Source organism: Niallia sp. FSL R7-0648, assembly GCF_038007005.1.
GTDB lineage: Bacteria > Bacillota > Bacilli > Bacillales > Cytobacillaceae > Niallia > Niallia circulans.
This window is the reverse complement of sequence record NZ_JBBOWE010000002.1, coordinates 332,865-356,927: the sequence shown is the minus strand read 5'-3', so window position 1 is coordinate 356,927 and position 24,063 is coordinate 332,865. Positions and strand designations below refer to the sequence as shown.

Here is a 24,063-nt window from a genome sequence, read left to right as displayed (position 1 = left end):
CTCATTCTACATCCTGCAAGTACATAGAAAAATCTGCTGCCTCTCCGTTTACTATTAAGGATCCATCATCGGTGAAACGGGGCATGACTAGGCGTTCTTTTATGTTATTGAATATGGGTAGTTCCTTTAAATTTTCATTTTCTAATTGATATAGTTTAACTGTATCTGTATTTTTTTCCACTACACTTAATGCGATGTAATTTTTATAGACAGCATAAGTAGTGAAAGGTGGTGTGTGGATTTCATGGAATTCTCCATTAGAGAGATCAATATACCCTAAAATAGTTGGTCTCTTATCGTCATTTGAAAAGGCTGCATATATTTTATTATTTATTAAAGTAACGTTTTCAGCTGCTTTATAGGGAACGCTATATTTCCCAACTTGTTTTCGGCTGGTTAGATTATAGACAAAAAACTCCGTTTTATTTCTGTTATTTGATTTAAACTGCTCAGGAATAACAAGTAAATTACGATTTAAATCAGCTTTACTGTTTCTGGAAATTCCCGTGAAACCATGAATGCTAGTTTCCTTAAGTGTTGATAAATTTAACTGCTTATATCCAGAAATATCATCATAAATTAATGTATTTCCTTTCAATTGAACATCTCCTATAATGTCTTTTTTATATTCTTTCTGCGACAGTGTTTTTCGATTTTTAATAAAAAGCTTATTATTTCTTTCTCCCCACACAAGCCAATGCGCATTTGCTGTCAGTGCATATGTATCAATGTTTGCACTAGATTCGACTAGTACTTGCTGTGAGTGCGACGTGAGGGAATAAGAATAAATGTTTTTTTTATCAGCATAAATCAATTCGTTCGTTTCCTTTATATAGAAAGAATGGATTAAAGATGAATAATCAACATTTGGTATAGTTACTTTTTCCAGCGGTGTATGAAAAGAAGAGTGTGTTGAAAGCCGGTTTACTAGAGAAGGACTAATTAAAATAAGGAGAAGACTAATAATGGCAACTACACTAAATATTGGACGGACTATTCGTTTTCTTTGATTAATATTTTTCATTTGCTGGTTTGCATTTCGTAAAATCTTTTGTTTGTTTTCTTCGGAAAGGGTGATATCCGCTGGGATTGTTTCATCAAATAATTGTTTAATGTTCTTTGGCATGATTTATCTCCTCCTCACTCATGGTTAGTTGTGCTTTCTTCCGTCCTCTCGCTAGTCTAGTTTTAACCGTATTGCTGGAACAGTTTAATATCTCGCTGATTTCCTGTGTAGATAATTCAGCATAGTAATATAACCATAAGACTTCCTTATACTTTATTGGCAGTTTATTAAGTAAGTCGGCAAGATAATTTTTACTTTCTTGTTTTAAATAGGCTTCTTCGGGTGTTTCTTTATGGATCATAAAAGTGTTCTTAATCTTCGAAACTTCGACTTTTCGATAAGCCCAGCTTTTAAAGTAGTTTCGGCATTCATTTACCGTTATACGATATAAATATGTTTTCACACTAGATCGACCTTCAAATTGATCAAGCTGCAAATAATAACGAATAAACACATCCTGCACAATGTCCTTTGCTTTTTCCCTATCTTTCACAAGGGCGTAGGCAAGTCGGGATAAATAATGGCCATATGCATCCATCGCGTTTGTAAGCAATTTATCTTTTTCTTGCTTCTCCACAATTCCCTCTCCTTTCTACCTACAAATTAGACAAAACAAACAGACGAACGGTTTCTTTTTTTACAAATTTATTCTAGCACTACGAAGGAAACGTCGTTCATATACTTAAAATAGAAGAAAAAGGGGGAATCTATGGAGATGAATATTCTTGATTGTATAGTTATTGGTGGTGGTCCAGCTGGGATGAGTGCTGCGCTGACACTGGGGAGAGCGAGAAGAAGTGTGGCTATTTTTGATGATGGGACGAATAGAAATAGAGTAAGTCATGAATCACATGGCTTTCTAACAAGAGATGGAATAAATCCGCAGATGTTTAAGGATTTAGGGATGAATGATTTAATGAATTATCCGAGCATTTCTCCCTATAAGGATACGGTAACGGAAATTGAAAAGTTAAGAGAGGCTGAAGTGTTTCTTGTTAAAACGAAAAAACATAAAGAATACTTAGCAGATAAAATCATTTTAGCGACTGGTGTGCAAGAGGTCATTCCCATTCCTAATGCGAGACAATATTATGGGAAAAGCCTTTTTAGCTGCCCATACTGCGATGGCTGGGAGCTAAGAGATCAATCTCTTCTTATTATTGCTTACACGGAAGCACAAGCATTACATATGGGAAGGTTAGTTTATAATTGGTCGAAGGATTTAGTAATAGCAACAAATGGTGCAGCGATTTCCCAAAATACAAAAGAAATATTTCTTAAGCGGAATGTTCCAATCGTTACCGAACCAATAAAGAGCTTAATAGGAGAAAACGGGTATCTTCAGCAAGTTGTGTTTACATCAGGAAGGCAGATTAATAGAACGGGGGGCTTTGTTTCTCCTTCTTATTATCGCTCCAATCAGTTTGTGGAGCAGCTAAGATTAGATGTCTATGAAAATGGAGTGTTAGTAACAGATGGATCAGGGAGAACATCCCAAAAAAATGTTTATGTTGCCGGAGAAACCGAAAAGGAAGGGGCATCATCCTTACTGTTTGCTGCTGCGGATGGAAGCAAAGTAGCTATAGCTGTAAATACAGATCTTATGCTGGAAAGATTTTAAAGGAATCAAAGGGCTGGTTCTTATGCTTCTGTTGTTTAAAAAAGGGAAGTGTAATAACCTTCCCCCTGATTCTTTATCCTCTCGTCATTGGTAACGAATTACTGCTTTTCTTAACCAATAAATATTGAATAACATCAATGTTGCTGGCTTTAAAGGAAGCGGCACAAGCCTGCAAATACAAGTCCCACATGCGGATAAAGCGTTCATCCTTTGTTTTCCTGATTTCCTCTAGGTTAGCGATAAAGTTAGCATGCCATATTTCTAATGTTTTTTGATAATGGCGACGAAGGCTTTCTAAGTCTACTAATTGGAGATTTTCAGCTGTCATATGGCTGACTAGCTCTGCGACTCCAGGGATATAGCCTCCAGGAAAAATATATTTATTGATCCAAGCATTAGTTGCGCCACCTTGTTGACGTGAAATTCCATGAATTAAGGCTGCCCCATCGTCTTTTAGCAATTGATGTACCTGGTGGAAATAGGCTTGAAGATTTTCCTTACCTACATGTTCAAACATCCCTACACTAGTGATGCGGTCAAAGTTCCTATCCTTTAAATCACGATAATCCATTAAATAGACGGTTATGCTTTCCGATAATCCTTTTTCCTTAGCTAGTTGGGTCACATAATCATACTGTTCTTGGCTCAAAGTAATGCCGGTTGCCTTCACCTGATAATCTTTAACCGCAGTAAAAATAAGATTCCCCCATCCACAGCCAATGTCTAAGAGATGCTGGCCCGGAGATAGATTTAATTTTTTTAAAATATGATCCACCTTATTTTGCTGTGCGGTTTCTAATGTGTCTTCTGGATTTTTGAAATAGGCACAGGAATAAGTCATGGAACGGTCTAGCCATAGTTTATAAAAGTCATTGCCGATATCGTAATGATTTTGGATATCTTCTTTACTTCGCGCTTTTGTATGAGATTGTTTGGGAACAAATTTCCTAAACTTATTATTTTGCATAAAGCTAGATGCATTTTCATAGGCAGACGCAATTAAATCCTCGATACTTCCTTTTATTTCAATCTTCCCGTTCATGTATGCTTCTCCTAAAGCTAATGATGCGTTATTATGAATGTCTTTAATACGAATAGGCTTTCTAAAAATAAGCTCTATGGCAGGATCGCCGTTACCATAAACAGCTGATTTTCCATCCCAATAAGTAACCTTCACTGGAATGGTGAAGGAATTGCTTAGAATAGTTTTATATATAGATTTCTCGAACACACCATTCACCTCTTACTCTTATGTTATATGTATAATTTTACCTCTATTCCATGAAATATGTGTTCGATATGCTCAAACGAGAAAATGGACATTTATAAGGGAAATTATCCCCATATAAGAGTGAAAATGGTAAAATGGAGACGAGCATCATGATAGGAAAGAGGTGGAATGAAATTGCGATTTATAACGGCAAGAGCCAATATGCTAGAAGAAGTTAATGATATCTATATCAAATGCAGAGAAAATCTAATTAAGCATGATATTTTCCAATGGGATGATCATTATCCTAATAGAGGTTATTTCCAGGACTGCATGGAAAACAAGATGCTATTCGTTTTATTAGAAGAGGATAAGATAGTGGGACATGTGGTATTAAATGAATGGCAAACAGAGGAATGGCAGTCCATTCCATGGAATGGAAATAATCCTTTGATTATTCACTCTCTCATGCTTAATCCCCGTTACCAAGGAAAAGGGATAGGAGCAATCATGGTCCAGCATATGGAGGAATATGCTCTTGCCAAAGGATATGATAGCATCCGATTAGATGTATTTTCAGGAAACCCTCAAGCTTTAAAGTTATATAAAAAGCATGGTTATATAGAAAAAGGAGAGGTTTTCTTTGCCTCTAAGCCTATTGGGTATCAAAAATATCTTTGTATGGAGAAGGAACTGAGATGAATATTACTGCGATTACTGAAACCAACCGTGAAAAAGTAAAATTATTTTTCCAATCTCATTGGGGAAGCCCCGAAATGGTCCTTTCTACAGGCATCTATGATTGCAGTGCTTTAGATGGATTTATTGCCTGGAATAAAGAAGGGGAAATGATTGGTTTAATAACCTACATTTTAAGAGATACGGAGTGTGAAATTATCTCTTTAGACAGTATCGAAGAAGGAAGGGGCGTTGGAACAAAGCTTTTACAAACTGTTGAACGAACAGCCAAACAAGCCCCATGTGATCAGGTCAAAATAATTACAACAAATGATAATTTATTAGCCTTAAAGTTTTACCAAAAAAGGGGCTATTGTTTAGCAGAATTGCTTAAAGACGCAGTAAAAGAAGCTAGAAAGATTAAACCAGAAATCCCTTTCCTCGGAAACGATGGCATTCCTATTAGAGATGAAGTGGTGCTCATAAAAAATCTATTAACAACCAAAGTGAATGAAAGGTGAAGATAGTGTCTATATCATTGGAAGTTTATGAAGAAAAATATAAGCAGCAATTAGAAGAATATCTTTTGTCAGATGAACAGCTATATTATACAAGTACGCCGCTTGATGCTTTAGAGAAATGTTTAACGGAAGAGGATCGTCACCCTATTGTTATCTTAAATGATGGGATGGTTGCGGGCTTTTTTGTCCTTCATGGATGGGAGGGAGTAAAAGCGTATAGTGACAATAAAGAAGCTATTCTTATGCGAGCTTATTCTATCCAGCATTCATTTCAGGGGCAAGGAATAGGCAGGGAATCAATGGAACAATTAATCCCCTTTGTGAAAAAGCATTTTCCTGCGAAAAAGGAAGTAATCTTGGCTGTGAATGTGAAAAATACTAGAGCGCAATATGTTTATCAGAAAGCAGGATTTGCTGAGACAGGAAGAAGAGTAATGGGACCAAAAGGAGAACAAATTATTCTCAGCAGAAAAGTGTAAGTAGGACTGTTTAAAAAAACAGTCTGAATTAAATAGTTGCAAAATGCAAATAATAAGATATAATAAAAATAACTTCATAAAGAAAAGGGGAAATAGGATGGAGAATATCCGTGAGATTTTACAAATTACGATGAGAAGATTTGGTGTACTTGATAAAAATTGTTGTTCTGTTGGAAAGACAGAAATTTCGCTTGTTCAAAGTCATATTTTATATGAAATTGATAAGAGAAGTAATCCGTCAATGCAAGAAATAGCGGAGCTTATTGGAATGGATATTACCACCTTTAGCCGGCAAATTCAATCTTTAGTAAAAATGGAATTAGTGAATAAGCAACAATCAATGAACGACAAGAGGGTATACGTACTCCAATTAACAATGCAAGGAAAAGCGATTGCGACTTCTATTGATACACAAATGAATCAATATTTAGAAGAAGTTCTCTCCTTTATGTCAGACTTTGAAAGAGATACGGTAATCCGGTCGTTAAAGTTATTAAATAGTTCCATGGCAAAAAGCAATATGTGTTGTCATCCGGTTAAGTGATGGAAAAAGGCTATGTTAGATTTCCTTCTTAATATAGCTCTGATATAATACTTGTATTTTGCAAATAATAGGAGGCTTTTAAGATGTGGTATGAAGTGCTGAAAAATTTCGCATGGTTAGTAATCGAATTAACTGTTCTGTTTGTGGTTGTATCTTTCATTGTTAACCTGCTACAAGGACTTATTCGCTATAACAAAGTGGAGATGTGGATGAAGGAGGCTCCACCTATTGTTAGTGCGCTGATTGCAGTAGTCTTTGCTTTTATTACCCCTTTTTGTTCCTGTTCTACCATACCGGTTGTGGTGAATTTATTGAAAAGTAAAATCCGGTTTAGCACCGTTATGATTTTTTTATTTACTTCTCCCGTTCTTGATCCAACTATTTTAACTGTAATGGCTGTTCTAATGGGATGGAAAGTAGCTCTCACATATACGGCAATTACAACGATACTTTCAGTTATACTTGGCTTTGTATTAGAGAAATGGGGGTTTGAAAAAGAAGTAAAAAATGTCATCATCAAAAATGCGTCTCAAGCAGAGAAGGGATTTAGCTTGAAAAATACAGTTTCTGAAATTTTAACATTAATGAAAACTGTTTACCCTTTTTTGTTAATAGGAGCAGGTATTGGAGCAGTGATAGGAGGAATCGTGCCAACAGAGTTTGTAGCAACCTACTTAGGCGGAGAGAAGTGGTGGTTGATTCCAATCGCAGCCATTATTGGTATTCCTTTATATATTCGGTTATCATCTATGATTCCGATTTCCCAGATTCTTATTGCGAAGGGGATGGCGCTCGGACCAGTCATGGCAATGATGATCAGTTCAGCAGGAGCAAGTCTACCAGAGCTAAGCTTATTAAATAGCATCTTTAAGCGGAAATTAGTGTTCGCGTTTATTTTATCAGTTATTTCGATGTCTACGATTTCAGGGTTTTTGTTTTATTTTATCTAAAAGGGAAACAATTAGCAGGAGGAATGATTTATTATGAATATTTTAAAAAAAATAATGAAAAAAGAGCAGAAAAATGATTGTTGTACCATTATGATAGAAGAAGTAGGAAAGAAAAAAGATAGCTGTTGTGTCGTGAAGGAGGAGAAGGAGGATGAGCGTAAAGGTTGAGAAGATTTCGGAGAAATACTGGGAAGCAATCGCAGCTATTTATAGGTTAGGGATACAATCAAGACAAGCAACATTTGAGACAGATGTTCCCACTTGGGAAAAATGGAGCAATAATAAAGATTTAACTGCTAGCCTGGTCCTATTAGATAAAGAGACGAATAGAGTTATTGGTTGGGCTGCTATCAGCAAAGTATCGAACCGCTATGTATATCAAGGGGTTGGGGAGCACAGTGTATATATTCATCCAGCTTATCATCGCAAAGGATATGGGAAACTTTTATTAGAAAAATTAATTGAACATTCTGAACAAAGTGGTTATTGGACACTGCAATCAGGTATATTTCCAGAAAATAAAGCAAGCATCTATCTTCATAAGAGTTGTGGCTTTAGAGAAGTCGGCATTCGAGAGAAAATTGGCAAGCTAGATGGTGAGTGGAGAGATATAGTATTGGTGGAAAGAAGAAGTAGGAAATTCTAATTGTAATCCGAGAAAGTGATAGATGCTTTCTTGGATTTTTTTAGTTGGGTAGTAAATACAATAAATCTCTAAAGAAAGTCTCTTACCCATATTAAAAGAAAATATGGAGAAAAAACAGAACCTAAAAGAGGTTTGTGTCGTCTAAACGTAATAGGAAAAAGGAGGAGGTTTTAGATGCTTGAGAAAAAGCACAATATGCACCAGAGAGAGCAAATGAGCTCTACCGATCCTCTTGAAAAGGAAGAACGCCTTATTTGGTTAATGGATGAGTACGGAAAAAGTGTTGTCCGATTAGCATATACTTATGTTCGTCATAAACAAACGGCAGAGGATATTGCCCAGGATGTATTTATAAAATGTTATGAAAATATCGATGATTTCCGAAACGAGGCATCCTATAAGACTTGGGTATACCGCATTACGGTAAATCGCTGTAAAGATGTATTAAAAAGTTGGTCTTATAAAAATATCCTTTTTGCAGACTTTCTTTCTTTTAAAAGAGATAGTAAAGAACAATCTGTAGAATCACAAATTCTTTTAAATGAGGAGAATCGTTACATCTCCGAGCAAGTCATTTCTTTATCTGTCCCACTTCGAGAAGTGATTATCCTGTATTATTATGAAGGTTTATCCCAATACGAAATAGCAGAATTACTAGAATTGAATGAGAATACGGTAAAGTCCAGGATGCATCGTGCACGTCAGAAGCTAAAAAAACTGCTTGATGGAGGAGATGGCAATGGATGAAAAACTAAAAAATTTAGATGAGAAAATGAATGGAACGATATTAAAGGAAATAACATTTTCCGAAGAGCATAAACAAAGGGTTTTGAAAAAGATTAATTACTCTACGAAAAGAACGAATGGAATAATTTTTGTTCGAAAATATTTTCCGGTAGCTGTTAGTGTAGTTCTAATTGTAATTTTCTTTACCGGAATAATCCCCTTTATCGGAAGCCAATCAAAAATATCAGAAGGTAATGTACGAAAAGAAGTGTCCATTTATAACGAGTTAAGTAATCAAATAGGGGATGTCGAAAGTAATGAGGATGAGATGCAATATAACCGAAGTTTAGCGGAGCGGTACCCAGATAAATTTGCTATTGTACAAAAAATGTTTCGTTCATACCCTAATATCCATTCTGCGTATGGAGTATTTGAATATAGGTACAATGATTTGGATGAACCAAGCACAGAATCCTTTTATTTGGATATAAATAAGGGTCTGTATAAGTCCACTTTGAAATATTGGGATAAGGATGGTTATACATTATCAAAATCCCTTTGGAAAGATGGAGTTTTTACAATAAAGAGAACGAATGCAGAAGATTATGTAAAACCATTAGATAATCAGGAGTTTAAGGGTATGGGTCTACCTGGAGTTATTTTTAACAATGAATGGTACGTTTTGCTTCTCGACAATTATGAAAACTGGAGCTATAAGGAAACAAGGAAATTCAACCGAGCAGTCTATGAAATCGAAGGGAATTATCCGTTTGATTCCGAGTATGATACGGTGGGTGGACCTTTTTCCGTAACAATTGATAAAGAAACAGGAACAGTCTTCAACCTTGCCTATTATGATCATAGAGACTTGGATCGTCCAGCAAGGGTAATGGTAAATGTAAAGAATATATCTATAAATGAAGGAGTCCCGGAGAATATATTTTCGATTGATTGAGTGGTAATGGATGCAGAAAGAGATTCAATTAAAGAAATGCTTAGTGGAAACCTAGCAAAATAATAAAATGCAGGAAAACCAAAAGATAAGGCGGAAAATAAGATGCCAAAAAAGTGGATTGCGGGAATTTTATTAACTCTCCTTATGCTCGGATTAATAACAATTAAAGTATATCCAATCGCTAAAAGTAACTGGTGGAATGAAAAAGAAAAATTGGAAGTCAAAGAGCAAGATTTATCTATAAAAGAAAAGAATACAGGAACTAACAGATTTAATGTATCACATCGTAGCCCTTATGTAGATGAGACTTTTCCATTTCGCACGCTGGAAGAAGAAGAGTATGCCAAACAAAATCCAGAAAAGTTTCAAGTAGTAAATAGCATTTATTATGCTTGGGATAAAGTTGATACAGTAAATGGGGAATACAAGTATAAGATTTCCGAGTTAGATGATACACATCATATTAAATTTTATGCGGACTATGAAAAGTTTATTAGTTATACGGAGGAAGAGACACAAACAGAAACAGGATTATTTAGAGAAAACCGATTGGAAGATAGATTTGGAAGTACAAAGTTGATAAGACAGAAACTTGATGAGAAAGTATACAATATTTTGAATAATAGTGATTCGTTCGGAATGAAGTTAGGATTGGCTACATATCTGATAGAAGGAAGCATTTCAAAGGAACACTCTGAAATGTTGGAAGGACCATTTACGATGATTGTTTCAAAAGAAACAGGGATCATTCTAGATGCAAAATTATACGGGAAAAGTAAGGAACCTATGGTTTATATTGAAGTGGAAAAAATCCATTTAAATGAAGGTAATCCAGAGGATATTTTTCAACTGATTTAACAAATAATAAAGAGATTTCAGCAGAGGAATATTTAGGAGAAATAATAAATCATAAATGAGGATTAAAAGTAAGGAGATAGAAGGGCTTACTACAAAGATTTTGTGAGATGAATAATGAGCGCTTTAGGACAATAAATAATTTGAATTAAGATGTCAATCAATCTTTTCGTGAAGATGTAGATAAACAGAGAGAGAGTATCGTAAAAATAAATAGGTACTAACTAATAATTAAATAAAAAATATGTATTATTCGAAAAAGGAGTCAAAGATGAAAAAATTCTTCACGACAAGTTATTACTTAATGGTTCTAGTAATATTCGGATAAAGCTATATCTATCCGTAAAAATTAAGAGGGATGAAGAAAAATTACGGATGGTTGATAAGCAAACCTTAATGAAAGGAAATGGTTTCCATCGAAATCCTTAAAAACAAGAAACTTTTCCTTTTGTATTAAAAGAGTAATAGGAATTAGGGGAATAAGAAGGTAAATAAGATTTAGGGATGAGGAAAGATAATAGAGCCCCTAGACAGATTTTTCAGCTCCGAAATTTCAGTGAATTGTAGATAAGATAATCAAATGAAAGAATATTGAGAGAAGAGATAGAAAAGAGATTATAAAATACTTAGTATGGGTCTTTAGGATAACTTTTAAAGAAAATAAGATAAGCAAGCAAACAAGTAATTTCCCAATAAATATTTGTAATTGTATGATTTTTTGAAATCTAGTTTGATGACCTTTTTGAAAAAATTGGATAATTTTGTTGTTTTTTCTGAAATTTGTGATATTTTGTATTCAACAACCGGTTGTAAAAAAATAGGAGGTAAGGGAATGTCTATTAATAAAAAGGTTTATTCTTTTGTTTTAACAGGAGCGGCATTATTATCGTTAAGTTCTATTTCGGTTTTTGGGGCAAGTAATCACGGTGATACAAAATATAATTTTAATTTTCCTACTGGAACCTCAATTCAATATACTGAGGCAAGAGAAAAATATAATGAAACTGCAGCATATATGAAGTTAAAAACGTTAGGGGGACCTGCTACTAATCCTTCTTATACAGCTTCTGTTGTAAAAAAAGACAATTCTAATTTTTCTAAGGTATGGTATGTTACATTTGGTAAATCAAACATTAATCAAGGACGTTATTTGAAGAATTATGCTAAAGAAGATAATAAAAATAAAACTTATGTAGACGTGAAAATAAAGGCAAAAAGGGATGCTGGGAATTTAAATGATTTCTATGGATCTGGTGTATGGAGTCCAGATTCTATTTAACTATTATTCACGTACTCCCTTAGAAATATACTTTTCTAAGGGAGTTATAGTGAAATGGGCTGACCAAAGAATTAAGGAATTTTGGATAGTCCTTTGTCGCAGTTCAGTAATTTTATTTGTTAGTAGAAGAGTATCACGTTTTAGGAATGCTATAGGTACTTTTAAGAATGTTTCATTGGTAAGTTATTTAAATCATCATCCAATTTATAAATACAGATAGATAAAGATAATTTTAAAAATTTATTTGAATTAATGTAATATTCTATCAAGTTTTTCATGAGGATGGATGTAGATAAATAGTAGGGTGTTATTATGAAAATAAATAGGTATTAACTAATAATAAAGAAATATATTTATTATATTAAAAGGAGTCAAAGATGATCAAAAAAAAATTCCTCCCAGTAATCATTATTACTGTAATGGCTCTAGTATTAATTGGAATAAAGCTGTATCCATCTCTAAAAAATAAGTGGGATGAAGAAAAGTTAGTGCAGGATGATAAGGAAACGGCATCTATCACTAATAAGGAAACTTCAATAAAAGGGAATGATTTGCATCGCAATCCTTACAAAGAAGAAACTTTTCCTTTTGTATTAAAAGAGCAAGAGGAATTGGCAAAGAAATACCCTGATCATTTTCAAATTGTAGAAAAGATCTACTATTCTTGGGATAATGTTGAGTCTATATATGGGAAGTTTCGTTTTAAGATGTCTGAAGTTGATAATATTCAAGATGTTGAATTTTATGCAGATTATAATCGAAACTGGAGTTACACACATACAAAGGAAAGCCAAAATGGAAAAGTGGTAGCTGATGAAATAAGACTGTACAAAGAAGGAGTTTCTACGGCGCAAAAGCCCAAAGAAAAAGTATATACCGTTTGGGAGGATAAAGAAGAAGGAGACTCCGTACAAGATGCAATCAAGAGAATTTTAGATAGTGAAGATTGGATGTTTATTTACGATAATTATTCGAATTGGAAAATTAAAGAAGGGGAAAAATTTAATTTGCCTGCCTATTTTGTAGAAGGAAATATACCTAAGAGTACTTCAGAATTGTTTAATGGTCCATTTTCTATGGTGATTGCAAAAGATACAGGAGTTATTTTAGATACTAAAATATATGGAAAAGGAAAAGAGGCAGAAAGAAGTACTACAGTAGAAGAGATACATATTAATGAAGGCGTACCAGAAGGTGCCTTTAACATAGATCTTAATGGTTATCAGGAAGTTTCAGTTGAAGATTATATCAAAGATATAGTAGATAGTTTTGAAAAGAAGTCAGGTGGGATAGATGGTATAAAGGATAAGAGTAAAGAATAGTCTGAAATTTTTCAATAAGCGAATGTATTATATGGTATTGTTCTATTTAGCAATCGTTACGATTGCTAGTATAGCCTCAGCTCAACGCGATGGGGGAAATTCTTTATTTGATTATATTGTTGGTTTACGTTTTGGTGGGACTGCTAGTACGTTTGTTCTATTAATAGGTGTATTTCCACTCATAGCAATGATATTTCCTATAATTGTAGACCAAATGGAAACAGGTAATGTTTGTATTAAGAATTAAAGACAAAAAAAGATGTTAAAAACTTATATTGTTTTTATATTATTATAAGTATTTTTTCACGATTTGGATGATAGCAAGTGAAATAGTTCCTTTGGTTGATGGTAATCTTAATAATATTTTTGTAACTAGATTTATCTTAACTATTAATAAAGGTTATACAAATATAAATATTTACTCAGAAGTTAACAGGTAATAAGAGATTATGAGCTTGGAGGAAATAAAGGTGAAGAAATTGATAGTAGGAACTTTAATCACGATACTCGTCTTTGTGTTAGTTGCTATTAAAGTATATCCAGTCGCTAAAAGTAAGTGGTGGAATGAAGAAGAAATATTGGAATCCAAGAATCAAGAATTATCTAAGAAAGAGAAGGAAACAGAGATTCACAAATTTAATGTATCGCATCGTAGCCCTTACGTAGACGAGACTTTTCCATTTCGTACGCTGGAAGAAGAAGAGTATGCAAAAAAAAATCCTGAAAAGTTTAACATTGTTCACAATATTTATTATTCTTGGGATAAGGTGGATACAGCGAATGGAGAATTCACTTATAAGTTATCAAAATTGGATAATTTACATCAGATTAAGTTTTATGTTGATTTTATTAGGTTTACTAGTTATACGGAAGAAAAGACACAGGATAAAACAGGAATGGTTAGGGAAATCATTCTTGAAAACAGTAAGAAGTTAGTTAGACAAAAACCAGAAGAGGGAATATATAATGTTTTGAAGAAAAATAATAGTTTTGCGATTACGGTAAAATGGCTAATTGGCAGTGAACTATGGATGTATATATACAATAATTATGATGATTGGCAATTTGAAGAGGGCGAACATTTAGGAGTGCCAGTATATATCATTGAAGGTTCTCTATCGAAAAAAACATCTGAGAGTTTAGAAGGACCATTCACACTAATAGTTACAAAAGATACAGGAGTAATTTTAGAGGCGAATTTTTACGGGAAAGAAGACGCAGGACTTAGTATCAAAGTAAACAAAATCCAACTCAATGAAGGAAATCCTGAGGATGCTTTTAATTTGAATTTAACAAATAATAAGGAGGTTACAACAGATGAGTATTTTGTCAAGTAATTAATGTATTATATTAGAGGGTAATTTTAAGAAAAAATGAAATTTTCATAATATATATATTGTTTTTTTTTTGGAAGAATTGGTAGCATAAGTTTGTAGCCGGTTACGACAAAATAATAATTGGAGGGAATTTTATGTCGATAAAGAAAAAAATATATGGGCTAGTTTTATCTGGAGCGGTTGTATTGTCTATTGGTTCTTTTACTGCGTTTGCAGCTGATGGTAATTATGGGGACACGACATATTCCTATGGATTTCCAATAGGAACAACTACGGATTATACAGATTCTAGAACAAAAATTAATGATACTTCTTCATATATGAAGCTAAAGAAACTCACTGGGGCAACCAGTCCTTCTTATATAGCTTCTGTTGTAGATTTTAATGGTAATAATTTTTCTAAAGTTTGGTATGTAACATTTAATAAATCTAGTTTAAATCAGGGGCGTTATATAAAAAATCATGCTTGGGAAGATAATAAGAAGGAAACGGCAGTTCGCATAAAAGCTGTTAGAGGTGCAGATAAAAATGGTTTTTCAGCGTCTGGAGTTTGGAGTCCAGATTCAATCTAATAGTCTTATAGATTAGCAAAACAAAAGATGGATAGATTTAAAACTATTCATCTTTTTGCGATTTTGGATAGTTTTTAGGTTTGTAATCTATAATTTGGTCATCGTATTAATTAGTTTTCTAAAAATTAACGGGAATGAAGTTGTATTTCGTAATTAAAAGTAACTGGGATGAGAAATAGCACTTTTGGTTGATAAGAAAACAAAATAGTCTTCTAATACTAAACTCAGTAGAAAAGAATAATTTCTATATAATTAGATTCGATGTTTACATACTACAATTACCCAAGTTGGAAATGAAAAAAGGGTGAGCAATAATGTGTTGGCCATTTTATATAAAGAAAAACTATTCAAAGAATCTTCTGAATCTTTAAGTGACCCAGAATGGTGATTATGAATGGCACATTAGTAGCTTAAGATGAAAATGGATATGACGGAATTTTTAGTTGGCTATCGATATTTTAACATTTTGTTGATAGTTTTAAAGTGAAGTCAGGTGGGAAATGCCAACAAAAAGTAAAGCTAGACTACGTGGGGTGAATAATGATTAATCTAAAACTTCTCAATAAACGAACATATTTCTTAGTAATCATTTACTTAGCAATTATTACGGTCGCCAGCGTAGTTTCTGCAAAAAGGGACGGAGGGAATTCTTTATTTGATTATGTTGTTAATTTGCGATTTGGAGGGACTGCCAGTGATTTTGTCCTGCTGATGGGTGTTTTTCCACTTATATCTATAATAATACCTGTACTTATAGACCAAATGGAAAAGGAAATGTTTGTATTAAGGATTTGGGACAAAAAAAGAGTGTTTAAAAATCATTTCATTTTTTCTATTATTATCAGTGTTTTTTTTATAATTTGGATGGTAGCTAGTGGAGTAATTTCTTCTTTCATTATAAATGGACATATTAACAACTTATGGCAGACAAGAGAAGGGACAGTTTATTTCCTACTTGAAAAGAAGGAAATTTTTGAAATGTATATTCCGTATTTTGTTAGTTGGAAAGTTTGGCTTTACATAATTGCTTCACGATTTTTGGGTATTTTGTTTATGTCTTTATTCATACTTTTATTAAAAACGATAATAAAGAAAAATACTTTTATCTTTTTTTTAGCTCTTTTCCTTTTTGGGGTCGACGGCTTGTTACCAAATGATTTTAGCTTTTTTTTAGGAAGAATGCAAATTACGTTAGATACATGGGTATCAGTAGAAGAGAAGTTATTTAATGTCATATACTTCCTACTTGGCATTACAATATGTTGGTACATATGTTTCAAACGATACGAAAAAAAAGAATTTTATTAGAGGAAGGTGTCTAAATGCTTAGAATGGAAATAAACCGGGTTATGCGAAGACCAGTTTTTTGGATTCTGATTCTAATTGGGCTCATATTTGCTTTACTTCCTGTGGTTCAGAAATGGCCACATGGAATGACAATCGATGATTACATATTTTATCCAGGGAGTCCTTACGTCTTTTGGATGTATTTTACAGGAGAAACGTATTACATCTATGCATTAACATTCCCCTTACTTGCTACATTGGTATATGCAGATGCCTATGCAGAAGATTTCAATACAGGATTAATTAAAAGTATTCTTACTAAGGTAGAGAAGCGAAAATATTTAAATACACGTTACTTAGTTAATTTTTTCATTGGTGGGGGTGTGGCGGTACTTCCGCTTATTATAAATTTTTTAGGGGAGATGATGGCATTCCCTTTGATTGAAAATAATTATTATTTTGGTATGCCCCTCGTTACCCAAGAATCCTATTTAGCTGATATTTTCTATCAATCTCCTTTAATATATGTTTTGTTAAGAATTTTTTGGGTTTTTCTCTTTGGTGGTATGCTCGCATCTTTGGGATTAGCATTTTCTACTGTAGTCAAAAATAGATATATCGTTCTTATTTTTCCATTCTTAATCGTATTGGCACTTGACGTATTGTTAAGTACATTTGGGTGGGTTGGATTGTCCTTACATTTTCTCGGAAATATTAATTCAACTTGGCAATTACCAAGCATAACGGCTATTGGATTAATCGGAAGTTACCTATGGTATCGATTATTAGGTGGAAAAAATGAAACAATCTAAATTTCTATACTCAGTAGGAAAGAGCACTATTTTTGATAAACTAATCCTATTTTATTCAGGAATATACACGATTTTGCTAGTTTGGTTTTTGATATTAATAGCAAGTCAAGGTGAGTGGTCTAATCGAGGAATATTTGATGTAGTGGTCGATGTAGGTGGAATAAATGGTAGTGCCAATCACTATATGTTGATTGTTGTCGCAATTCCAGTATTAGTTATTCTATTAACTCAAATGGTGGAACAAATGGAAAATCCCATTTCCGTATTAACCTATCAATCGCGCTTTTCTATCTGGCATACACAAGTAGTGGCAGCAATACTTCTTTCGCTTGTGTTTACGATATTTATTATGGCTGTTTCCTTATTACTAGGGGGAGTATTGATCGGTTGGGAGAATACTTGGTTAAATCCATCAGGAACGGTAGGAGAATATCTAAATAATGAAGAACGGTATGCTGCTATCTCTACTAATCTTGTAACCTATAAAATCATTAGAACTATTTTTCTTACAAAGTTTTTCGGATTTTTAATGATTTCCTTTTCCTTCTTGTTTTTAAAACAGCTTCTAAAAAACAGTGCGTTTGTACTTATTATTATGTATGTAATCACTGGATTAGATCATCTCGGGGTACTTCCATTCTTTATCTATACGATGAATGCAACGGTTAGCATAGCAGACTGGTTAGAGCCGATGAAGACAATCTATCATGTAATTTATTTAATGGTTGTTTCAATGGTTCTTTATGCAATAACCGGATGGCTATATGAGAGAAAGGATTTTTATTAATGAAAATCATCTATCGTCTATTTTTAAGAGATTGGAAGTATAGTCTATTATATGGAAAATGGAAGTATGGTGCTTGGTTTCTGTTTTTCGCTTTTTTAACGCTGATGATGAGTGTTCGTTTAAATCAATACGGTGTCAATAGTGCTGATATTATCTTTATGTTACTAAAAGATGAAGGCTACTTTCAATTCTTATCAGAATATGAGGTGCCTATATACTGGGTTTTTACACAGTTTTTTATCATTTTTCTGATCGGTGATTTCTTATCAGAGGATTTTCAGAAGAATCGTATCTATTTACTATTGCGAAGTCGTTCCAAGTCAAGCTATTTCCTATCGAAAATAGGATGGTTGATTATGCAAAATATTGGATTTATTATTGGCTTATTTTTGAGCATTTACCTTGTCTCAAGTATTACTCTTAGAACATTTTCACTTGAGACGTCTCAATACTTTCAAGATACTGTCGTTCCGTTAATGGATATACCTGTTTCAGCTAGTGAAGTTGTTACAAGAATAATAGTTGGTTACTTGGTAACTAGTCTTGCTTTATCAGGCCTCTTGTTTTTAACGATGCAATTGCTATCACCGGCTCTTGCTTTTTTAGGAATAATTATTTTAAGTGGTGTATCAACAATTTTAGACAGTAAATGGCTTCCAGGTATTCATTCGATGATATTGAAGCAAAGCATTTTTGCAAATAATTATCAGCTTAGCATGACATTTTCGCTTGTCTATTCTTTTGTTGTATTCCTTGTTTCCTCAATAATCGCTTATCTAGTTTATAATAAAAAAAATAACCTGTAAGGAGTGGAAGGAATGAATGGGGCAGTTTACATAACAGCAAATCATGTTTCCAAAGAAATAAAAAATCAACCGATTTTAAAGGATATTAATCTCCGTTTACATAAAGGGGCTATTTATGGTTTTCGTGGAAAGAATGGATCTGGTAAAACAATGTTGTTTCGAGCGCTTTGTGGGTTAATTTTGCCGACGGAGGGAGAGGTAATGGTAGATGGATTGAAACTGGGTAAAGATGTTTCATTCCCGCCAAGCGTTGGTGTGCTGATTGAGTATCCAGGTTTTTTAGCAGGATATACAGGGTTTAAGAATTTAAAAATGCTTGCTAGTCTAACTAATACCATTACCGATGATCGAATCAAGGAAGCAATTCGTCAAGTTGGGTTAGATCCAGAAGACAAGCGAAAATATCGGAAATATTCACTTGGTATGAAGCAACGTCTAGGTCTAGCACAAGCAATAATGGAAAAACCAGACTTAATTATATTAGATGAACCAACAAACGCCTTAGATACAGATGGAATTGAAGAATTCAAAAAGCTGCTGTTAGAGCTAAAGAAAGAGAATAAATGCATCCTTATTGCAAGTCATGATAAGGAAGATTTGGAGTATTTATCCGATGAAATTTTTGTAATGGAGAATGGGGAAATTATCGACCATTATGAACGAAAAGGAGAAAACGAATGAAAATAAAGCTTCTTTTATTGGTTCTTTTCTTGTTTGGGGTTGGTATTTGGGGATATCGAGTATATGAAGTAAATAAAGGAGTTGCCATAAAATATGACTTAGATACTTATCAAAAAGATGAGTGGATTGCAGATGATAAGTTAAGATTTACTGTTATAGACTTGTCGTATGGAGCAATAGAAGGGGATGAAGATTATTCTTATGTTCCTGCCACTGTAAAAATGGAAGTAGAAAATACGTCTGAAGAAACGATATCTGTTTCGCAATTAATAGAATCAAAGCTTTCCTACGGCATGGATTATTATCAGACGATGGATGGTGAGTTTGATGTAAACCAAGTAAAGGAATTACCTCCTAATACAACGATACCAATTACACTTGTATACAGTGTTGCTCCTAAATATAAAAATAAAGCGGCACAATTTTATATCGACCAAAACCTTTATACAGAGAAGGTGAAGGAGCAATTTAAGCACGGAAAAAGATATGGTATAGTAGTTGATTTATAATTTTAATAAAGATTCTGGTTAAGGAGTAGGCCAACCCATCTACCAATGTATCATTTTCATTTAAAGGTAATTGGGTGGTCAACTCCATCCTTGTATATTTCTTCAACATTATAATTTTCAATGCTAACGTTACAAATTAATTATAAGAATCTCCTGCGTTAGCTGAACAATACTTATGACACTGAAACTTTAAAATTTTTGACAGATTGAAAAGCATGGGAATCCGTATTTTCAATTTAATTGATAATAGCCTAGATTTTTGGCTTCTTCGATAATAGGAATACATCCAGCTTATCATTGCAAAGGTTAGTGGGAATTTTTATTAGAAAAAAATAATTGAACATTCTGAATAAGGAGGTTATTTGATACTGCGATCAGGTATATTTCCAGAAAATAAAGCAAGCATCTATTTTCATAAGAGTTGTGGCTTTAGAGAAGTCGGCATTCGAGAGAAAATTGGCAAGGTAGATGGTGAGTGGAGAAATACAGTATTGGTGGAAAGAAGAAGTAGGAAGTTCTAGTTGTAATCCGAGAAAGTGATAGATCCTTTCTTGGATTTTTTTAGTTGGATTGTAATACAATAAATCGCTAAAGAATGCCTCTTACCATATTAAAAGAAAATGTGGAGAAAAAACAGAACCTAAAGGAGGTTTGTGTCGTCTAAACGTAATAGAAAAAGGAGGAGGTTTTAGATGCTTGAGGAAAAGCACAGTATGCAACAGAGAGAGCAAATGAGCTCTAACGATCCTCTTGAAAAGGAAGAACGCCTTATTTGGTTAATGGATGAGTACGGAAAAAGTGTTGTCCGATTAGCATATACTTATGTTCGCCATAAACAAATGGCAGAGGATATTGCCCAGGATGTATTTATAAAATGTTATGAAAATATCGGTAATTTTCGAAACGAGGCATCCTATAAGACTTGGGTAACTGTATCTTGGTAAATCGCTGTAAAGATGTATTAAAAAGCTGGGCTTATAAAACTATCCTTTTTGCAGACTTTCCTTATAATAGAGATAAAAGAACAATAGGTGGAAAAATAAATTCTTTATAAATGAAGAGAATCCGGCAACAATTAGTGTAGTTATGATTATCCTTTTTTTATTGTATAAAAAGTCTTATGATAAATCCGATAAGGAAACAGGTATTATTTTGTATTTAGCTTTATATGATCAAAATGGCGCGAGCAAAGTAATAATAGACACAATTGATATATGGATAAATAAGGAAGTTCCGGATGATATATTCCAACTTTTTTAAATAAGGAGTAATAAAAAGAAAGAGAGATAACCATGAAAAAACATAAGAAAATTACTATAAGTATATTATCTATTATTTTTATTAGCATATGTAGTTTTGTATTTTACTTGTATAAAACGATAGATAATACAGTAGATAAGGTTTACGAACCTATTGATGGAGAAACAAAAACGGAAAGTAAGCTAAGAAGTGAAAATGTCAAAAATAAAAAGCCTATCTCCATTTTATTGATGGGAGTGGATGAGCGGAAGAACGATGTGGGGAGAACTGATGCCTTGATTGTTATGACGTTAAATCCGGTGAAGGAAAAGTTACAAATGATAAGTATACCGAGAGATACAAGAGCAGAAATAGTCGGAAACGGGGCGATTACTAGAATTAACTCTGCTTATGCGTTAGGGGGAGTGAAGATGGTATTAGATACAGTAGAGGGATTTACTGGGCAAAAATTGGACTATTATATAAAAATTAATATGGAAGCACTAAGTGGGATGGTCGATGCTTTAGGTGGCATAACCGTAGATAATGAAATTGAATGGCTTGATGAAGGGTACTACAAGAAAGGATATCATTATCAATTAGGAAATATAGATTTAGATGGGGAGCAGGCATTAGGTTATGTGAGAATGAGAAAACTGGACCCTAGAGGAGATTTTGGCAGGAATGAAAGACAAAGAAAGGTGATAGCAGCGATTATTGATAAAGGAACTAGTATCTCCTCAGTTACTAAATTTAAGGATATATTAGAGACTTTAGGTGAAAATGTGAAGACTAACATTCCCTTGAATGAGATGGTATCTATTGAAAGAAGTTATAAGAATACTAGAAATAGTATGGAACAATATGAAGTAAAAGGTGAGGATGCTTATATAGATGGTAAGTATTTCTTCGTGGTAAATGAAGCGGAAAGAAATCATGTTAAGGAAATGCTTGCGAATAATCTTTTAGACTGAGACGAGAAGAATTAAATATGCGTTCGACTGTGAAAATAAAGCAAGTATCCATCTACATTATGATTCTGGTGGAAAAGTAGGAAGGTTGATTCTGCTCTTAACGGACGGTAAGACTCCAACTGCCAGCTAATCCCGAATGAGAGAAAGATAGCAGGCATATCAAGAGCCAGTAAAAGCCAATAGAAAACGACTAGCCATTATTTTTATCAAATCGGTTCTCGTTCTATGCAAACATATTATAATAAGCTATATCTAAATAAAATGGGGAAGAAGGTTATTTTATATGGGTCCAATTAATCTATTAGAGCAATATATTGATGCGACAAATACGCATGACTTCGAAAATGTAGAACGGCTGCTGCACCCACAAGCGATCTATTGGTTCTCAGATCAAACATGCAGAAGTAAAGAGGAGATAAAAAATTATTTTGAGAATGCGTGGGACACTATTAAGGAAGAAAAGTATTCAGCTGCAGACATACAGTGGCTAGGTATGGGAAATGACACAGCAACATGCGTCTATCATTATCATTATGAAGGATATTATAAAGGCGAATTTATAAAAGGCAGTGGACGAGCAACGAATGTGTTCGTAAAAGATACAGATGGAAATTGGAAGATTATTCATGAGCATTTGAGCAGCTTGTAATACTGATTACAAGGAAGATAAAGGCCAAAGTCCGTTTCCAATTATTCATTGTGAATAGTGGAAACGGAATAGGCTGCAGTATAATCGAATGAATATTTAAAATTTTATTTTTCTAATGCTAACGTCATAAAAACACTATTCGGATCTTCGGTATAATCCGAAAATGGGCCGCAATACTCAAATCCTAAGCTTTCGTATAGTTTTTTGGCTGGTAGAAAAGCATCCATGGAACCTGTCTCTAAACTTAATCGGCTATAGCCACGATTTTTGGCTTCTGCGATAATATGGAGAAGCAATTTTCTTGCTACTCCTTTTCGTAAATGATGAGGGGAGGTTTTCATAGACTTTATTTCTCCATGCTTGTTATCTAGCTCTTTTAATGCACCGCAGCCAGTTAGCTCTCCATCCTCCCATGCACTCCAAAAGGTTACATCTGGTTTTCTTAATCCTTCCACATCTAATGCATGAATGCTCTCAGGAGGGGAGTGGAGGGTCATGCTATGTAAATGATCCTCTAATAAAGCAATGATTTCTTTTGATGTAACAGGGTCGATTTTAATGTGCATTCTCATCATCCTTTTCATTATTTTACCTACTATTCTACTAATTTCCTCATTCCAATGAAATAGCTTATTTGCATTTTGATTGGAAATATTTAATTAAATATCTTTAATTAAAAATATTTGCCTTTGAACCATTTTTTTTGTTATGATGTTCACATAGATTTAAATTTGTATAAGGGAAAGGAAAATGAAATAAATGAATGTATTAGTAGTAAAAGCAAACAATCGTCCGGCAGCTGAAGCTGTATCAAGCAAAATGTATGAAACATTTATGGAATCTGTTAAGGGTGCTGAAAACCTTAATGTGAATGTATATGATGTCTATGCAGAAGATACTCCTTATTTTGGTCAAGAATTATTTGATGCTTTCGGTAAAGTACAAAGCGGAGAAGAATTAACAGATATAGAGCAACGATTATTAGCTGCAAAACAAAAAGCGATGGATGCTTTAACAGCTGCTGATGTAGTAGTGTTCGCATTCCCACTTTGGAACTTAACTATTCCAGCTAAATTACAAACATTTATTGATTATGTATATGCTGCAGGCTTTGCCTTTAAATTTGATGCAGAAGGTAACATGATTCAATTAATGACAGATAAGAAAGCAATCCTTTTAAATGCTCGTGGCGGTGTTTATTCTACTCCAGAAGCTGCTTCTTCTGAAATGGCTGTTAACTATATGCGTGCTGTATTTGGTGGCGTATTTGGTATGGAAATCATTGATGAAGTTATTATCGAAGGTCATAACGCAATGCCTGATAAAGCTGCTTCTATCATTGAAGAAGGATTACAAAAAGTTGCTGCTGCTGGAAAGAAATTAGTAGCACAAACTGTTTAATAAATATTTAACTAGTTAAATAGATAAACTCCGTTTGAAATTAAGTTTTCAGACGGAGTTTTTTTATGGAAAAAAGATTATACTAGGAGAAGGAATGTTTAGGACATATGTCCTTTTCCTATTTTTAGAAATCGATTATCTTTAAAAAGGAAATCAA

General features: G+C 33.6%; 31 protein-coding genes. 27 read left to right on the top strand and 4 right to left on the bottom strand.

Features of this window, described 5'->3' with window-relative positions; translation table 11 throughout:
* Window position 1: 1 nt before the first annotated feature.
* Complete coding sequence (locus NSQ89_RS21715; protein WP_341133300.1) at window positions 2–1,126, bottom strand: hypothetical protein; 1,125 nt, start codon at window positions 1,124–1,126, stop codon at window positions 2–4.
* Window positions 1,110–1,643 (bottom strand): sigma-70 family RNA polymerase sigma factor, encoded by a 534-nt coding sequence (locus NSQ89_RS21710; RefSeq protein ID WP_101729115.1) that lies wholly within the window; start codon window positions 1,641–1,643, stop codon window positions 1,110–1,112. The genes NSQ89_RS21715 and NSQ89_RS21710 overlap by 17 nt, the downstream gene beginning before the upstream one ends.
* A gap of 138 nt (window positions 1,644–1,781) precedes the next feature.
* On the opposite strand from NSQ89_RS21710, the gene NSQ89_RS21705 reads away from it, so the two are divergent.
* Window positions 1,782–2,687 carry an NAD(P)/FAD-dependent oxidoreductase gene (locus NSQ89_RS21705; protein WP_341133436.1) on the top strand — a complete coding sequence of 302 codons (906 nt, stop codon included), beginning with the start codon at window positions 1,782–1,784 and terminating at the stop codon, window positions 2,685–2,687.
* A gap of 73 nt (window positions 2,688–2,760) precedes the next feature.
* On the opposite strand, the gene NSQ89_RS21700 is transcribed toward NSQ89_RS21705, so the two are convergent.
* Entirely contained in the window at window positions 2,761–3,918 is a 1,158-nt protein-coding gene (locus NSQ89_RS21700; RefSeq protein ID WP_123260106.1) for an SAM-dependent methyltransferase, read from the bottom strand.
* A gap of 168 nt (window positions 3,919–4,086) precedes the next feature.
* On the opposite strand from NSQ89_RS21700, the gene NSQ89_RS21695 reads away from it, so the two are divergent.
* From NSQ89_RS21695 to NSQ89_RS21575, 25 genes are all read left to right on the top strand, one after another.
* Entirely contained in the window at window positions 4,087–4,599 is a 513-nt protein-coding gene (locus NSQ89_RS21695) for a GNAT family N-acetyltransferase (RefSeq protein WP_341133299.1), read from the top strand.
* The gene (locus NSQ89_RS21690) at window positions 4,596–5,096 is read left to right on the top strand and encodes a GNAT family N-acetyltransferase (protein WP_341133298.1); all 501 of its coding nucleotides are present in this window, start codon (window positions 4,596–4,598) and stop codon (window positions 5,094–5,096) included. Before NSQ89_RS21695 ends, NSQ89_RS21690 begins: the two co-directional genes overlap by 4 nt.
* Window positions 5,097–5,101: 5 nt before the next feature.
* The gene (locus NSQ89_RS21685) at window positions 5,102–5,575 is read left to right on the top strand and encodes a GNAT family N-acetyltransferase (RefSeq protein ID WP_341133297.1); all 474 of its coding nucleotides are present in this window, start codon (window positions 5,102–5,104) and stop codon (window positions 5,573–5,575) included.
* Window positions 5,576–5,672: 97 nt separating this feature from the next.
* Window positions 5,673–6,119: a MarR family winged helix-turn-helix transcriptional regulator gene (locus NSQ89_RS21680; RefSeq protein WP_341133296.1), complete on the top strand. Its 447-nt coding sequence runs from the start codon at window positions 5,673–5,675 to the stop codon at window positions 6,117–6,119.
* Window positions 6,120–6,202: 83 nt separating this feature from the next.
* A complete protein-coding gene (locus NSQ89_RS21675) occupies window positions 6,203–7,069 on the top strand; it encodes a permease (protein ID WP_341133295.1) in 867 nt (288 codons plus the stop codon).
* Window positions 7,070–7,102: 33 nt separating this feature from the next.
* On the top strand, window positions 7,103–7,237 hold the full coding sequence (locus tag NSQ89_RS21670) for a hypothetical protein (protein WP_341133294.1): 135 nt from the start codon (window positions 7,103–7,105) through the stop codon (window positions 7,235–7,237).
* Window positions 7,221–7,715 (top strand): GNAT family N-acetyltransferase, encoded by a 495-nt coding sequence (locus NSQ89_RS21665; RefSeq protein ID WP_341133293.1) that lies wholly within the window; start codon window positions 7,221–7,223, stop codon window positions 7,713–7,715. The genes NSQ89_RS21670 and NSQ89_RS21665 overlap by 17 nt, the downstream gene beginning before the upstream one ends.
* Before the next feature lie 174 nt (window positions 7,716–7,889).
* Window positions 7,890–8,462, top strand: a complete 573-nt coding sequence (locus tag NSQ89_RS21660) for a sigma-70 family RNA polymerase sigma factor (protein ID WP_341133292.1) — start codon at window positions 7,890–7,892, stop codon at window positions 8,460–8,462.
* Window positions 8,455–9,396 carry a hypothetical protein gene (locus tag NSQ89_RS21655; RefSeq protein WP_341133291.1) on the top strand — a complete coding sequence of 314 codons (942 nt, stop codon included), beginning with the start codon at window positions 8,455–8,457 and terminating at the stop codon, window positions 9,394–9,396. Before NSQ89_RS21660 ends, NSQ89_RS21655 begins: the two co-directional genes overlap by 8 nt.
* A 102-nt stretch (window positions 9,397–9,498) precedes the next feature.
* Complete coding sequence (locus tag NSQ89_RS21650; protein WP_341133290.1) at window positions 9,499–10,254, top strand: hypothetical protein; 756 nt, start codon at window positions 9,499–9,501, stop codon at window positions 10,252–10,254.
* Between the two features lie 829 nt (window positions 10,255–11,083).
* Window positions 11,084–11,530, top strand: coding sequence for a hypothetical protein (locus NSQ89_RS21645; protein WP_341133289.1), 447 nt, complete (start codon window positions 11,084–11,086; stop codon window positions 11,528–11,530).
* A gap of 377 nt (window positions 11,531–11,907) precedes the next feature.
* Complete coding sequence (locus tag NSQ89_RS21640; RefSeq protein ID WP_341133288.1) at window positions 11,908–12,852, top strand: hypothetical protein; 945 nt, start codon at window positions 11,908–11,910, stop codon at window positions 12,850–12,852.
* Between the two features lie 31 nt (window positions 12,853–12,883).
* Window positions 12,884–13,099 (top strand): hypothetical protein, encoded by a 216-nt coding sequence (locus NSQ89_RS21635; protein ID WP_341133287.1) that lies wholly within the window; start codon window positions 12,884–12,886, stop codon window positions 13,097–13,099.
* 223 nt (window positions 13,100–13,322) lie between these two features.
* Window positions 13,323–14,189 (top strand): hypothetical protein, encoded by an 867-nt coding sequence (locus NSQ89_RS21630; protein WP_341133286.1) that lies wholly within the window; start codon window positions 13,323–13,325, stop codon window positions 14,187–14,189.
* Window positions 14,190–14,323: 134 nt separating this feature from the next.
* A complete protein-coding gene (locus tag NSQ89_RS21625; RefSeq protein WP_341133285.1) occupies window positions 14,324–14,761 on the top strand; it encodes a hypothetical protein in 438 nt (145 codons plus the stop codon).
* 540 nt (window positions 14,762–15,301) lie between these two features.
* Window positions 15,302–16,069, top strand: a complete 768-nt coding sequence (locus tag NSQ89_RS21620) for a hypothetical protein (RefSeq protein WP_341133284.1) — start codon at window positions 15,302–15,304, stop codon at window positions 16,067–16,069.
* Window positions 16,070–16,083: 14 nt separating this feature from the next.
* Window positions 16,084–16,860 (top strand): ABC transporter permease, encoded by a 777-nt coding sequence (locus NSQ89_RS21615; RefSeq protein WP_016201403.1) that lies wholly within the window; start codon window positions 16,084–16,086, stop codon window positions 16,858–16,860.
* Entirely contained in the window at window positions 16,847–17,647 is an 801-nt protein-coding gene (locus NSQ89_RS21610) for a hypothetical protein (protein WP_341133283.1), read from the top strand. Before NSQ89_RS21615 ends, NSQ89_RS21610 begins: the two co-directional genes overlap by 14 nt.
* Window positions 17,647–18,453, top strand: a complete 807-nt coding sequence (locus NSQ89_RS21605; RefSeq protein ID WP_341133282.1) for a hypothetical protein — start codon at window positions 17,647–17,649, stop codon at window positions 18,451–18,453. Before NSQ89_RS21610 ends, NSQ89_RS21605 begins: the two co-directional genes overlap by 1 nt.
* A 12-nt stretch (window positions 18,454–18,465) precedes the next feature.
* Window positions 18,466–19,134 carry an ATP-binding cassette domain-containing protein gene (locus tag NSQ89_RS21600; RefSeq protein WP_341133281.1) on the top strand — a complete coding sequence of 223 codons (669 nt, stop codon included), beginning with the start codon at window positions 18,466–18,468 and terminating at the stop codon, window positions 19,132–19,134.
* Window positions 19,131–19,643, top strand: a complete 513-nt coding sequence (locus NSQ89_RS21595) for a hypothetical protein (RefSeq protein ID WP_341133280.1) — start codon at window positions 19,131–19,133, stop codon at window positions 19,641–19,643. The genes NSQ89_RS21600 and NSQ89_RS21595 overlap by 4 nt, the downstream gene beginning before the upstream one ends.
* Before the next feature lie 362 nt (window positions 19,644–20,005).
* A complete protein-coding gene (locus NSQ89_RS21590; RefSeq protein WP_341133279.1) occupies window positions 20,006–20,164 on the top strand; it encodes a GNAT family N-acetyltransferase in 159 nt (52 codons plus the stop codon).
* A 171-nt stretch (window positions 20,165–20,335) separates the two neighbouring features.
* Window positions 20,336–20,587, top strand: a complete 252-nt coding sequence (locus NSQ89_RS21585; protein WP_341133278.1) for a sigma factor — start codon at window positions 20,336–20,338, stop codon at window positions 20,585–20,587.
* 348 nt (window positions 20,588–20,935) lie between these two features.
* Entirely contained in the window at window positions 20,936–21,856 is a 921-nt protein-coding gene (locus tag NSQ89_RS21580; RefSeq protein WP_047943987.1) for an LCP family glycopolymer transferase, read from the top strand.
* Window positions 21,857–22,139: 283 nt separating this feature from the next.
* Window positions 22,140–22,505 (top strand): YybH family protein, encoded by a 366-nt coding sequence (locus NSQ89_RS21575; RefSeq protein WP_061800669.1) that lies wholly within the window; start codon window positions 22,140–22,142, stop codon window positions 22,503–22,505.
* 104 nt (window positions 22,506–22,609) lie between these two features.
* Here NSQ89_RS21575 and NSQ89_RS21570 read toward each other — a convergent pair whose 3' ends face one another.
* A complete protein-coding gene (locus NSQ89_RS21570; protein ID WP_341133277.1) occupies window positions 22,610–23,071 on the bottom strand; it encodes a GNAT family N-acetyltransferase in 462 nt (153 codons plus the stop codon).
* Window positions 23,072–23,264: 193 nt separating this feature from the next.
* Between NSQ89_RS21570 and NSQ89_RS21565 the strand changes: the two genes are divergently transcribed.
* Window positions 23,265–23,906: an FMN-dependent NADH-azoreductase gene (locus tag NSQ89_RS21565; protein ID WP_047943995.1), complete on the top strand. Its 642-nt coding sequence runs from the start codon at window positions 23,265–23,267 to the stop codon at window positions 23,904–23,906.
* Window positions 23,907–24,063: the final 157 nt, after the last annotated feature.